The sequence below is a fragment of the Ensifer sp. 22521 genome, assembly GCF_052044795.1.
In the GTDB taxonomy this organism is placed as follows: Bacteria; Pseudomonadota; Alphaproteobacteria; order Rhizobiales; family Rhizobiaceae; genus Ensifer.
In genome coordinates this window covers 36,630-49,545 of record NZ_JBQENM010000001.1, presented here as the reverse complement: position 1 = coordinate 49,545, position 12,916 = coordinate 36,630, and the positions used below count along the sequence as shown (strand labels likewise).

General features: G+C 63.0%; 10 protein-coding genes. 6 read left to right on the top strand and 4 right to left on the bottom strand.

The features are described 5' to 3' along the window. Positions 1-18: 18 nt before the first annotated feature. A complete protein-coding gene (locus ACTJKE_RS00230) occupies positions 19-888 on the bottom strand; it encodes a LysR family transcriptional regulator (RefSeq protein WP_057251006.1) in 870 nt (289 codons plus the stop codon). 104 nt (positions 889-992) lie between these two features. On the opposite strand from ACTJKE_RS00230, the gene ACTJKE_RS00225 reads away from it, so the two are divergent. Further along, positions 993-1,181, top strand: a complete 189-nt coding sequence (locus ACTJKE_RS00225) for a hypothetical protein (protein WP_440691026.1) — start codon at positions 993-995, stop codon at positions 1,179-1,181. Between the two features lie 96 nt (positions 1,182-1,277). Here the strand turns inward: ACTJKE_RS00225 and ACTJKE_RS00220 are convergent, their stop codons facing one another. The 3 genes from ACTJKE_RS00220 to ACTJKE_RS00210 form a co-directional block, all read right to left on the bottom strand. Continuing rightward, positions 1,278-3,800 (bottom strand): methyl-accepting chemotaxis protein, encoded by a 2,523-nt coding sequence (locus tag ACTJKE_RS00220; protein WP_058325402.1) that lies wholly within the window; start codon positions 3,798-3,800, stop codon positions 1,278-1,280. Positions 3,801-4,153: 353 nt separating this feature from the next. Next, a complete protein-coding gene (locus ACTJKE_RS00215; protein WP_176907103.1) occupies positions 4,154-4,300 on the bottom strand; it encodes a hypothetical protein in 147 nt (48 codons plus the stop codon). A 235-nt stretch (positions 4,301-4,535) separates the two neighbouring features. Next, entirely contained in the window at positions 4,536-5,720 is a 1,185-nt protein-coding gene (locus tag ACTJKE_RS00210) for an NAD(P)/FAD-dependent oxidoreductase (protein WP_058325401.1), read from the bottom strand. A gap of 124 nt (positions 5,721-5,844) precedes the next feature. Here ACTJKE_RS00210 and ACTJKE_RS00205 point away from each other — a divergent pair, with 124 nt between their 5' ends. From ACTJKE_RS00205 to edd, 5 genes are all read left to right on the top strand, one after another. After that, positions 5,845-7,281 carry a glutamine synthetase family protein gene (locus ACTJKE_RS00205; protein WP_057251012.1) on the top strand — a complete coding sequence of 479 codons (1,437 nt, stop codon included), beginning with the start codon at positions 5,845-5,847 and terminating at the stop codon, positions 7,279-7,281. Between the two features lie 15 nt (positions 7,282-7,296). Further along, the gene (locus ACTJKE_RS00200; RefSeq protein ID WP_058325400.1) at positions 7,297-8,583 is read left to right on the top strand and encodes an NAD(P)/FAD-dependent oxidoreductase; all 1,287 of its coding nucleotides are present in this window, start codon (positions 7,297-7,299) and stop codon (positions 8,581-8,583) included. Between the two features lie 96 nt (positions 8,584-8,679). After that, a complete protein-coding gene (gene zwf / locus ACTJKE_RS00195; protein ID WP_057251016.1) occupies positions 8,680-10,155 on the top strand; it encodes a glucose-6-phosphate dehydrogenase in 1,476 nt (491 codons plus the stop codon). An 8-nt stretch (positions 10,156-10,163) separates the two neighbouring features. Next, positions 10,164-10,862, top strand: a complete 699-nt coding sequence (gene pgl, locus ACTJKE_RS00190; RefSeq protein WP_057251018.1) for a 6-phosphogluconolactonase — start codon at positions 10,164-10,166, stop codon at positions 10,860-10,862. Positions 10,863-11,057: 195 nt separating this feature from the next. Continuing rightward, positions 11,058-12,878, top strand: a complete 1,821-nt coding sequence (edd, locus tag ACTJKE_RS00185) for a phosphogluconate dehydratase (RefSeq protein ID WP_058325399.1) — start codon at positions 11,058-11,060, stop codon at positions 12,876-12,878. Positions 12,879-12,916: the final 38 nt, after the last annotated feature.

The following is a 12,916-nucleotide window of genomic DNA, read 5'->3' as shown; positions in this document are numbered from 1 at the left end:
GGCCGGTCGCGCGCATGCTCAGCCGCGACGCGGCCGTTTTCCGGCAAAGACGTCAGCATGGCTACGCAACAGCTTCGTCATGCGATCGACCACCGTGCGGATTTCCTTTCGGTGCCGATCCTCGTTGTTCATCACGATCCATTGCCGATGCCTGAGCGCCGGGATTTCGTCACCCGCCCGCTCCAGCATCGGATCGAGATCGCCGACGAAACAGGGAAGCACGGCGCACCCGGCGCCGGCACGGGCGAGATCCAGGAGCGAACGCGGCCGTGTGATCGTCGCGACGATCCTGCCCTCTGCCTGCTGGTGAGGCCAGCGAAGATAGGCCGAGATCGCCTCCTCTTCGCCCACGGCCACCCACCGACTGTTGGCAGCTGACGCTGCGTTCTTCTGGCGATAGGCGGCGTAGGCGACGTCACCGATCAGGCTCGCCGCCAGATAGCTTTCCTCGGGCTCGAAAGCACGGATGCCGATATCGGTCTCACGATAGGCGAGGCTTGCGCGTGTCTCGCCAACCGTTATCGCCAGGCTGAAACCATCCCTCTCGCTGCAAAGTGCCGGGAAATTCTCGGCAAGAAGCCAGGCATTCCAGGTGCCGACGGTGATGCGGACTGTCGCGCCTTCACCCTCGCGCCGCCAGCTTTCGACCAGGCGCGCCGCCGTCTCCATCTCCTGAAGCTGCTCGAAAAGAAGCTCACCGTCGCCAGTGAGCTGATAGCCGGTCTGGCTGCGCAGGAATAAGGCGCGGCCCGTCCGCTCCTCGAGCTCCAGCATCCGCCGCCCGACCGTGGCCGGGCTCGAACCGAGCGCCTGTGCCGCGCCGGTCAGGCCCCCGGTGCGCGCCACGCTCATGAAACAGCGGTAGATATCCCAATCCAGGTTTTTCATTACTGAAAAATATAGCGCGATATCCGGTGTATGTAAAACTGCTTTGGATGCATAAAAGACGTGATGCCCACCAAGTGAGGAGCATCACCATGGAAATGATGGCAATGGTCTATATCGCCGACATGGCCTTGAAGAACCGGCGTTGGGACGAAGACTTCGATCCGAAGCCGCCGGGATATCTTCGGCGCCTCTTTAACGCCCTGTCCGTCAGGATTGCCCAGCGGCGCATGAGGCGCCTTGACGCTGAAGAAAAGAGCACCGCGGAGCCCTGCGGCCACGCGGTGCAATGTTAGCCCCTGCCCTTGTTATGTCGCACGGCGATACCGGTTTGCCGTGCCTTCGCCTGAAGGCGGAACGTCCGCCGTCAGCGAATTCGATTGCCGGCCGCCTCAGGCGGCCCGGTAATTGTAGTCGTCTGCCTGCGGCTCCAGCCGGAACTGCTCGACAAGCATCATCAACGTGTCGGCCTGGTGCGCGAGCGACCGGCTCGTCGCCGTGGCTTCCTCGACCATGGAAGCGTTCTGCTGTGTCATCTGGTCCATCTGGTTGACCGAGCCGTTGACCTCGTTGAGCGCAACGGCCTGATCGCGGCTAGCGGTCGCGATCATCTCCACATGCTGGCTGACGGTGACGATCTGCGCGCTGATCGATGCCAGCACTTCGCCCGTTTCCTTGACCAGGTGCGAACCGGCATTGACCTCGTTCGTCGACTTGTTGATGAGCCCCTTGATCTCGCGCGCGGCCTCTGCCGAACGCTGCGCCAGTTCACGCACTTCCTGGGCGACAACGGCAAAGCCCTTGCCTGCTTCACCCGCACGCGCCGCCTCGATGCCGGCGTTCAGCGCCAACAGGTTCGTCTGGAAGGCGATGTCGTCGATCACCTCGATGATCTGCTCGATCTGGCGCGAGGCCTCCTCGATGCGTCCCATGGCGGCGATCGCGTTGGTGACGACGGTCGCTGAGCTGTCGGCGCTGCGCTTCGTCTGGATCACGGCATGGTTGGCTTCGCCGGCACGCTCGGCCGAAGAGCGAACGGTCACGGTGATCTGGTCGACCGCAGCGGCGGTTTCTTCAAGCGATGCCGCCTGGGCTTCCGTTCGCTTCGACAGCGAGTCGGCGGCATGATGCATGCTTGAACCGCTTTCCTGGATCGCCTGCGCATTGGCACGGATCTGGGAGAGCGTGTCCTGCAGCCGGATCAGCGAGCCGTTGAAGTCCTCGCGCAACTGTTCGAGACGACCGTGGAACGGAACCTCGATCTGGCGCGAGAGGTCGCCCTGCGCGAGACGGCCGAGACCGGCTGCAAGCTCGCTGACGGCCAGATCGATCTGACGATCGAGCTCCCGCTTTTCCCGATCGTTGCGGCTGCGCTCCATCTCGGCGCGAGTACGCTGCTCTTCGCTCTCGGCCTCGATGCGCACCTTGGAAAGCGCGTTCTCCTTGAAGACGCCGAGCGCGCGCGCCATGTCGCCGATTTCGTCACGACGGGCGTCGCCGTCGATCGCCGTGTCGAGGCGGCCATCGGCGAGGCGCCGCATGGCAGCGGTGATCTGACCGATCGGCTTCTTCAGCGTCAGCGTCAAAGCAATGCCGGCAAGCAGCGCGATGACGACGCCGCCGACGGTTGCGGCCACCGAGATCTGGTTTGCTTCCTGGCGTTCTGTTCCGGCGGCCACCTTCTGCTGCTCGGCAAAGCCGGTGAGATCGCCCCAGATCTGGTCGATCGATTGGCCGGCAGCGTCGAAGTCGGCGGTCCGCTTGACGGTGATTTCGACGAGCGCTGCGGCATCCTTCTTCATCGCCGTCAGGATCGGCATCAGCGTATCGGCGATCTTGTCGAAGGAAGCGCCGTCACTGGCAACACCACGCAGCGTCGCCATGTTCTGTTGAACGGCAAGCGACTTGTCGAGCAGCTTCTGGCGGCTCTCTTCGTTCGTCTGCCCCATGAAAGTCGCAGCGGAAATCTGAATGTCCGTGATCGACGCGGCGAGCCGGCGGGTTGCGGTCAGTACCGATTCCGTCGTGACGATCTGCTCGTCGAGTTCGGCGAAGATCCGCGTCGCGTCACGCATCTTGCCGACCGATGCCGCCTCCAGGCGGAAGCTCGCAGTGCGGAAACGGTCGACATATTTGGAGATGCCGGCAAGCGTCTCCGGGCCGGCCGGCGCCTTCAGCAGCGAACCGATCTCGCTCGAAGCCGACGTGATCGTTTCGGCAAGCGATTTCTCGTCCTTCGGCAGCAGACGGAAGATGTCGCGCTCGGTGCGGCCGATCATCGGGAAGCGTTCCTTGACGGCCTTGAGCTTGTCGTCGACGGTGATCGCCTTGCTGACCTCGGTGCCGAATTCGTTGAAGAAGCGGCTGGCGCGCATCAGCTTTTCGGCTTCGCGCAACATGGTCTTGGCAGCGTTTTCGTTCTTCCGCACGGCGTATTGCAGCCGGTTCGATTCCTCGTTGATCTTGGAGCGCTCGATCAGCAGCGCGTCGAGGTTTGCCGCCATCGCTGCGCGCAGCTCCTGCTCGCCGACATGCAGCTTCCAGAGGCCATCAATGCGTGCCTCGATGTCGTTTGTCGCGGCGATTGCGGCCGTCAACTCGTCCTGACCGCTCTGGCCGGCGACCTGCGCGGCCGTCGCCGCAAGCACGTCCTTCTGAGCCGAAATCTTCGACTGGACGGCTTGCCTGGTTTCCTCGGTCGTCGAATGCAGGAAGGCGTTCATGCCCGCATAGACATCCTTGAAGCCGCTCAATGTCTGCAGCACGCTGTTGGAAATCTCCATGCGGCCCTGAAGCAGGCCGGATGCATAGAGACCGGTGATACCGACGGCACAGATGCTGACGACGAAGGGCAGGATGAAAAAGAGCACCTTCGTCTGGATCTTGAAACGGGCAAGAATTCTATCAATGAACATTGAAAACACCTTGGCTCGCAGCTCGCATTCGCCTCCCCCGGCAGCTCGAGACGTCTCCGCCTTCAACGACAGGGCGTGAAGGTGCGAGCGATCGAGAGCCACCCGATGCGCAAACAGGCTGATGTTTTTCGGAAAATCATACGGCGCACGCCGCAAGTCCGTCGGCAATCATTGCGGATCCGCGTCACCACTCCTAGGCAACGTGGACCTGACGAACTCACATCGTCGCACTATCCAATTTGAACGATTAAAATTTATATAAGCGCGTTTCACCTGCGGCAGAAAATCCGAAGGTGCGCGGGGCGCTTCAACGGCGCCCGAGGAACCGGCCGTCTAGGGCCGGTTGCCTGAGATCAGAACCAAAGGGCCGGAAGGGCTGCAAGCGCGGCTACGGCGAAGAAAGCGATGAGGGCGAGGCGCGTGATCGCGGCCTTCTGCTGACGGCTTTCATCGGTGCGGGCGACCGCGATGGCGCGGGGACGGCGGCGTGGTTGGTTCATGGCATCCTGTCCTTGTCACATTCACCGGCAACCATCGGCCCGGATGAACCGGCTTGCCAGTCACACATATATTGCAGCCATGCCGTGGCGGAGGAAAGTCAAAAAATAGGAAACAGTGTTATTTCCGTTTACGCGACAATCCGATCACACCAACCGCCGGCTGTGCCGACGAGAATAAAGGTTCGATCAGAGCCGTTAACAATCGCTGAAGCACGACCCACCAAAAGCGGGGAGATCAGGCGTCCTGCCCGGCAGCAAAGCCCGATGCCCAGGCCCATTGGAAATTGTAGCCGCCGAGCCAGCCGGTCACATCGACGCATTCGCCGATGAAGTAGAGCCCCGGTACCGCCTTCGCCTGCATCGTCTTGGAATCGAGCCCTTTGGTATCGACGCCGCCGAGCGTGACCTCGGCCGTGCGATAGCCTTCCGATCCGGCGGGCTTGATCGTCCAGGCCTGGATCGAAGACGAAAGCTGGTTGATCGTCTTGTCCGAGAGGTCGGCAAGCTGACGGCCGGTCAGCTTCGCGCCGTCGGCGAAAAACTGTGCGAGCCGGCGCGGCAGGATATCGCCAAGCGCCGTCTGCACCGCCTGCTTACCGTGGGTACGGCGGATCTCCTTGAGGATCGCGGAGATGTCGATATCGGGCATCAGCCGCAACTCGATCTCCTGTCCCTCGCGCCAATAGGAAGAGATCTGCAGGATCGCCGGGCCGCTCAGGCCACGATGGGTGATCAGCACCGCCTCGCGAAAAGCCGTCTTGCCGAACCGGGCTTCGGCGTCGGCTGCGACGCCCGCCAGTTCGCCGATCGTTTCGAGTTGCGCCGGATCGAGGGTCAGCGGCACGAGGCCCGGCCGCGTTTCGACGATGCCAAGGCCGAACTGCTCGGCGATCCGGTAGGCGAGCCCGGTCGCACCCATCTTCGGAATCGACTTGCCGCCGCTGGCTATGACGAGCGATTGGGCATCGATAGGCCCCTCATCCGTCATGACGCGGAAGCCCGCCCCGTGGCGTTCGACGCTTTCGATCGTTGTCTCCAGCCGCAACTCGGCGTGCACATCACGCATTTCCGCGAGCAGCATCCTGATGATGTCCTTGGCCGAGTGGTCGCAGAAGAGCTGGCCGAGGGTCTTTTCGTGCCAGGCGATGCCGTGCTTTTCGACCAAGGCCAGGAAATCGCGCGGCGTATAACGCGCCAGTGCCGACTTGCAGAAATGCGGGTTGGCCGAAAGGAAATTCTTCGGCCCCGCATGGATATTGGTGAAGTTGCAGCGACCACCGCCGGAGATGCGGATCTTCTCGCCGGGTGCCTTGGCATGGTCGAGCACAGCCGCGCGGCGGCCGCGCTTGCCCGCTTCGATGGCGCACATCATGCCCGCAGCACCGGCGCCGATGATGACCACATCCTTCTTCTCAGCCACGAAACACCCCAGCTCTTTTGTCTTTCCTTCCCGGTGGCAAAGAAGAAAGTCAATGACCAAGCCCATCTAGCCAATTGCCAATCTGTGGTTATGATGCGTCATCCGAAGCCAAAACCGGTGATTTATGCCCTCCAAGAGAAGTGCTGCCCAACAAACAACGAAAATCAGCAAAACTTCGAAAATACCCCCCGCCTTGCACTCCCTCCGCGGTGTGAAGACCTGGAAGGAAGCCACGGACTGGCTCAAGATCCGCGGTATCGAAGACGTCGAATGCATCACGCCCGACCTTGCCGGCGTGCCTCGCGGCAAGATGATGCCGACCTCGAAATTCACGTCCAACACCTCGCTGGCGCTCCCCTCGGCCGTCTACCGGCACACGATCTCGGGCGAATATCCTGACGAAACCGGGCAGTTCCGCTACGATTCGCGCGACAGCGATATCAAGCTCGTGCCTGATCTCTCCACCCTTTCGGTCGTGCCCTGGGAGACCGACCCGACGGCGCAGGTGATCTGCGACATCGTCGGTTCGCAGGGTGAGCAGATCAGCTACACGCCGCGCAACGTCCTGAAGCGCGTGGTCGACCTTTACAAGAAGAAGGGCTGGAAACCGGTCGTCGCACCGGAAATCGAATTCTACCTCGTCGCCACCAATGACGACCCTGACTATCCCCTGCATCCACCGAAAGGTCGCTCCGGTCGCTCGATCCTTGGCGGTCAGGGCTATTCGATTGCCGGCATCAACGAGTTCGACGAGCTGATCGACGACATCTACCACTTCTCCGAGAAGCAGGGTCTCGAGATCGACACGCTGATCCATGAAGAGGGACCGGCGCAGCTCGAGATCAACCTTCGCCACGGCGACCCGATCGAGCTGGCCGACCAGGTCTTCCTGTTCAAGCGCACGATCCGCGAGGCGGCGCTGAAACACGGCATCTATGCCACCTTTATGGCCAAGCCGATGCAGGGCCAGCCGGGTTCGGCGATGCACATCCACCAGTCGGTGGTCGAAATCAACACCGGCCGGAACCTGTTTTCGAACCCGGATGGATCGGCATCGAAGGAATTCTTCCACTTCATCGGCGGCATGCAGCACTACGTGCCGCGCACGCTGGTCATGATGGCGCCCTATGTGAACTCCTTCCGCCGGCTGACGCCCGACATGTCGGCGCCGGTTAATACCGCCTGGGGCTACGACAACCGCACGACCGCCTTCCGCATCCCGGTGTCGGAACCGGTCGCCCGGCGCATCGAGAACCGGCTGCCGAGCTCGGATGCCAACCCCTACCTGGCGCTCGCGGCCTCGCTTGCCTGCGGCTATCTCGGCATCGTCGAACAGCGGGAGCCGACGGCACCGACCGAGGACACGGCCAACGAGGGCGAGATCGACCTGCCGCGCGGCCTGCTCGAAGCTGTCGCTCTGCTCGAATCGGCACCATCGCTTGCGGAGGTGCTGAGCCCTGAGTTCATCGCCATCTATGCCGGCGTCAAACGTGGCGAGTTCGAAACCTTCATGCAGGTCATCAGTCCCTGGGAACGCGAATTCCTGCTTCTCAACGTCTGACCTCAGAGGTTCTCCATGCCCTGGCAAAGCCCGATCTCGCCCGGTTACTCCTGGTATGAGGCGACCGTTCCGGATCGACCGGAGTATCCCGCCATGCCCGGATCGCGGAAAGCCAACGTCGCGATCGTCGGCGGTGGCTATACCGGGCTGCAGGCCGCCTGGAACCTGGCGCGGCAGGGCGTCGACGTCACCTTGATCGACGCCTGCCGCTTCGGCGACGGTGCCTCTGGCCGCAATGGCGGCCAGTTCGGCACCGGGCAGCGCGCCTGGGCGGACGAGACCGAGACAAGCCTTGGTCATGAGCGGGCACAGGCGCTCTTCGACATGGCGGAGAATGCCAAGCGCTATGTGCTCGACTTCGCAAGCGCCCACGAAATCGACATCGAGTTCGTGCCCGGCCAGCTCTCGGTCGGCCACAAGAAGAGCTTCGAAAAAGACTATCGCGACCATGCGGAAGCGATGGCAACACGCTTCGGCTATCCGCATCTCTCCTTCATGGATCGGGAGGAAACCGCAAGCCGGCTCGGATCGAGCCACTACCACTTCGGCATCCGCGATGCCGGCACCGGCCATATCCACCCGATGAAGCTGCTGGTCGGCCTTGCGAAACAGGCCGCCCTTGCCGGTGCCAATCTCTTCGAGCAGACGAAGGCAACCAAGATCGAGCGCCAAAGCGGCACGATCGTCATCACCACCGACCGCGGCACGATCACCGCCGACCGCGCGCTCGTCGCCTGCAACGCCTATATCGGCAATCTCGAGCCGGTGAGCGCCAGCCACGTCATGCCGATCCGCTCCTTCATCGGCGCAACGACGGTGCTTTCCGACCACCCAAAGGTCATTCCCGGCGGCGAATCGGTCGATGATTCGCGCTTCGTCGTGCGCTATTTCCGCAAGTCGCGGGACGGGCGGCTGCTCTTCGGCGGCCGCGAGGCCTATACCGCTGACAATCCGCTCGATATCTCGACCCACATCCGCCGGCAGATCAGCGAGATCTATCCGGAACTTGCCAATATCGAGATCACCCATGCCTGGGGCGGCTCGGTCGGCATCACCATGCCGCGCACGCCCTTCTGTCGCGAAGTGATGCCCGGCGTCACCTCGATCGGCGGCTATTCCGGCCACGGCGTGATGCTCTCCAACTATTGCGGCAAGCTCTATGCCGACCTGGCGCTCGGCAAGGATACCGAGCTCGATCTGCTGAAAGCCCTGAAAATCCCGGCTTTTCCCGGTGGTACGCGGTTCCGCTCCGCCCTTCTCTTCCTCGCGTTAAGCTGGTACGCATTACGTGACAGGTTCTGAGAAGCCCTCGCGGCGGCATTTTATTGCGCCGCACCCTAGCGCATTTAAATCGATTAGATTATATGTGTCCGTGACCTGAACAGATCGAGATATCCCATGAGCAGCCAGATCATTCCCGTCGAACCATTTGACTATGTGGTGTTCGGGGGCACCGGCGATCTTGCGGAGCGCAAGCTGTTGCCGGCGCTCTATCACCGGCAACTGGAAGGCCAGATCACCGAGCCGACCCGCATCATCGGGGCGTCGCGCGCAGCACTGAGCCATGAGGACTATCGCAAATTCGCCGTCGATGCGCTGAAGGAACATCTGAAGGCGGACGAGTACAAGGAAGAGGAAGTCGCCAAGTTCGCCGCGCGCCTGTTCTATGTTTCCGTCGACGCCAAGTCGGACCAGGGCTGGGACGCACTGAAGAAGATCCTCGAAGAGGGCAAGGAGCGTATCCGCGCCTTCTATCTCGCTGTCGGCCCGGCTATCTTCGGCGACATTTCCGAACGCATCCGCGATCACAAGCTGATCACCAAGAATACCCGCATCGTCGTCGAAAAGCCGATCGGCCGCGACCTCGCATCGGCGACCGAGCTCAACGACACGATCGGCAAGGTCTTCCGCGAAGAGCAGATCTTCCGTATCGACCACTATCTCGGCAAGGAGACGGTGCAGAACCTGATGGCGCTGCGCTTCGCCAATGCGCTCTACGAGCCGCTGTGGAACTCCGCCCATATCGACCACGTGCAGATCACCGTGGCGGAAGCCGTCGGCCTCGAAAACCGCGCCGGCTATTACGACAAGGCCGGCGCGCTGCGCGACATGGTGCAGAACCACATTCTGCAGCTCGTCTGCTTCGTCGCCATGGAAGCGCCGACCTCGATGGACGCGGAAGCGGTCCGCGACGAAAAGCTCAAGGTTCTGCGCGCGCTGAAGCCGATCACCTCGTCCAACGTCGAACAGGTGACGGTGCGCGGCCAGTACCGCGCCGGCGCCTCTGCCGGCGGTCCGGTCAAGGGCTATCTCGAAGAGCTCGAAGGCGGCGTTTCGAACACCGAGACCTTCGTGGCGATCAAGGCCGAGGTCAGCAACTGGCGCTGGGCCGGCGTGCCCTTCTACATCCGTACAGGCAAGCGCCTTGCCGGCCGCATGTCGGAAATCGTCATCACCTTCAAGCAGATTCCGCACTCGATCTTCGACAACAACGCCGGCCGTATCTCCGCCAACCAGCTGGTCATTCGCCTGCAGCCGAACGAAGGCGTGAAGCAGTCGCTGATGATCAAGGATCCTGGCCCGGGCGGCATGCGCCTGCGTAACGTTTCGCTCGATATGAGCTTTGCCGAGGCATTTGCCGTGCGCAATGCCGACGCCTATGAGCGGCTGCTCTTCGACGTCGTCCGCAACAACCAGACGCTGTTCGTACGCCGCGACGAGGTCGAGGCCGCATGGAAGTGGGTCGACCCGATCCTGAAGGCCTGGGAGGAAACCGGGCAGCAGGTTCAGGGCTATACCGCCGGCACCTGGGGTCCGAGCCAGTCGATCGCGCTGATCGAGCGCGACGGCCGCACTTGGAACGATGCGATATAGGTGCGACCATGACGACAGAGCTTCATACATTTGAAAACGGTGCGGCACTCGCAGAGGGCTTGGCTGACGCCGTAAGCAGCGCACTTTCTGCCGGCATTGCAGCACGCGGTTCGGCGAGCATCGCAGTCTCCGGCGGCTCGACCCCCAAGGCTTTCTTCAAGGCGCTGTCCAAAAAGGACATCGCCTGGGACAAGGTAACCGTGACGCTCGTTGACGAACGTTTCGTGCCGCCGGAAAGTGATCGCTCCAACCATGGCCTGGTTGCCAGCAACCTGCTTCAGGACAAGGCGGCCGCGGCCAAGTTCCTGCCGCTCTACCATGCGGCCCCGACCGCCGAGGCGGCCGCTGAAATCGCAAGCCGGGAAACGGCAGCAATCGGCGCGCCGTTCGACGTCGCCATTCTCGGCATGGGAACGGACGGGCACACCGCGTCGTTCTTCCCGGGCGGATCGCAACTCGCGCGTGCCATCGATCCGGCGACGCCGCGCGGCGTGATCACCATGGAGGCGGAAGGTGCCGGCGAAACCCGCCTGACGCTGACCTTCGCCAGCCTTCAGGATGCGCGGCTTCTGGTGCTGCACATCGAAGGCGAAGGCAAGAAGACCGTTCTCGCCAAGGCTGAAGAGGCCGGCGACGAGAAGGACATGCCGATCCGCGCGATGCTGCGCCGTGCCGCATCGCCGGTGCAGATTTATTGGGCGCCGTAGATCGACTGCTGTTGGGTTGAATTGGCCCAATATCAAAGTGGAGACACGTTCAGCCGGTGGCGCGCTCCCGCCTGAACGGGAAAGTGTTTCTGAGAACATGCCGGGACGCAACCTGCGCTCTCCCAAGCTCGCCGCGCTCCGGACCGATGACTGGATGAAGATGAGGAGCTTCAAGGCTCCGGAACAGGATTTGCCATGTCCGCCGATTCCCGCATTGCCGCGATCACCGCTCGCATCGTCGAGCGCTCGAAACCGCACCGCGAACCCTATCTCGACCGCGTCCGCCGGGCGGCGTCGAGCGGCCCGCACCGCAGCGTGCTCGGCTGCGGCAACCTAGCGCACGGGTTTGCCGTCTGTTCCCCCGCCGAGAAGGTGGCGCTTGCGGGCGACCGCGTGGCCAATCTCGGCATCATCACCTCCTATAATGACATGCTCTCGGCGCACCAGCCGTTCGAGACCTATCCGGCGCTCATCCGCGATGCGGCGCGCGAAGCGGGCGGCGTCGCACAGGTTGCCGGCGGTGTGCCGGCCATGTGCGATGGCGTCACCCAGGGGCAGCCGGGCATGGAGCTCTCGCTCTTCTCGCGCGACCTGATCGCCATGGCTGCCGGCGTCGGCCTGTCGCACAACATGTTCGATTCCACCGTCTATCTCGGCGTCTGCGACAAGATCGTACCGGGTCTCGTCATTGCGGCGCTGACCTTCGGCCATCTGCCCGCCATCTTCGTGCCCGCAGGTCCGATGACCTCGGGCCTCCCGAACGACGAGAAGGCGCGGGTGCGCCAGCTCTTCGCCGAAGGCAAGGTCGGCCGCGACGAGCTTCTCGAAGCAGAGTCCAAGTCCTACCACGGGCCGGGCACCTGCACGTTCTATGGCACGGCCAATTCCAACCAGATGCTGATGGAGATCATGGGCTTCCACCTGCCCGGCGCCTCCTTCATCAATCCCGGCACGCCGCTGCGCGACGCGCTGACGAAGGAAGCCGCCAAGCGGGCGCTGGCGATCACCGCCATGGGCAACGAGTTCACCCCCGCCGGCGAGATGATCGACGAGCGCTCGATCGTCAACGGCGTCGTCGGCCTGCATGCGACCGGCGGCTCGACCAACCACACGATGCACCTCGTCGCCATGGCGCGTGCCGCCGGCATCGTGCTCACCTGGCAGGATATCTCCGAGCTTTCGGATATCGTGCCGCTACTCGCGCGCGTCTATCCGAACGGCCTTGCCGATGTGAACCACTTCCATGCCGCCGGCGGCATGGGCTTCCTGATCAGCCAGTTGCTGCGGGGCGGGCTGCTGCACGATGACGTGCACACCGTCGTCGGCCAGGGCCTCGATGCCTACAAGATCGACGTTCGGCTTGGAGCCGACGGCGGCGTCGAGCGCGTGCCGACACCGAAGGAAAGCGCCGACCCGAAGGTGCTTGCGACCATCGACCAACCCTTCCAGCATACCGGCGGCCTGAAGATGCTGACCGGCAATCTCGGCAAGGCGGTCATCAAGATTTCAGCCGTGAAACCGGATCGCCACGTCATCGAGGCCCCGGCCAAGATCTTCCACGACCAGGCCGAGCTCAATGCCGCCTTCAAGGCGGGCAAGCTCGAGGGCGATTTCGTCGCCGTCGTGCGCTTCCAGGGCCCAAAGGCGAACGGAATGCCGGAGCTGCACAAGCTGACGACCGTGCTCGGCATCCTGCAGGATCGCGGCCAGCGCGTCGCCATCCTCACCGACGGGCGCATGTCCGGCGCCTCCGGCAAGGTGCCGGCGGCAATCCACGTCACCCCGGAAGCCAAGGACGGTGGGCCGATCGCCCGCATCCAGGAAGGCGACATCGTGCGCATCGACGCGGTCGCCGGGACGATCGAGGTGCTGGTCGAGGACATCGCGCTGAAGACGCGGGTACCTGCGCATGCCGACCTCTCGGACAACGATTTCGGCATGGGCCGTGAGCTTTTCGCGCCGTTCCGGGCGATTGCAGGCGCTGCCGACCATGGAGCGAGCGTTCTCTTCCACTAGGACGCAAATAGCGCCGCCTCCTCAGCCGGGGCGGCGCC

Excerpts from the sequence above, each read along its gene's own strand:
- ACTJKE_RS00230 (WP_057251006.1), bottom strand. The coding sequence starts at position 888 with ATGAAAAACCTGGATTGGGATATCTACCGCTGTTTCATGAGCGTGGCG.
- ACTJKE_RS00225 (WP_440691026.1), top strand. The coding sequence starts at position 993 with ATGGTCTATATCGCCGACATGGCCTTGAAGAACCGGCGTTGGGACGAA.
- ACTJKE_RS00220 (WP_058325402.1), bottom strand. The coding sequence starts at position 3,800 with ATGTTCATTGATAGAATTCTTGCCCGTTTCAAGATCCAGACGAAGGTG.
- ACTJKE_RS00215 (WP_176907103.1), bottom strand. The coding sequence starts at position 4,300 with ATGAACCAACCACGCCGCCGTCCCCGCGCCATCGCGGTCGCCCGCACC.
- ACTJKE_RS00205 (WP_057251012.1), top strand. The coding sequence starts at position 5,845 with ATGCCCTCCAAGAGAAGTGCTGCCCAACAAACAACGAAAATCAGCAAA.
- ACTJKE_RS00200 (WP_058325400.1), top strand. The coding sequence starts at position 7,297 with ATGCCCTGGCAAAGCCCGATCTCGCCCGGTTACTCCTGGTATGAGGCG.
- zwf (WP_057251016.1), top strand. The coding sequence starts at position 8,680 with ATGAGCAGCCAGATCATTCCCGTCGAACCATTTGACTATGTGGTGTTC.
- pgl (WP_057251018.1), top strand. The coding sequence starts at position 10,164 with ATGACGACAGAGCTTCATACATTTGAAAACGGTGCGGCACTCGCAGAG.
- edd (WP_058325399.1), top strand. The coding sequence starts at position 11,058 with ATGTCCGCCGATTCCCGCATTGCCGCGATCACCGCTCGCATCGTCGAG.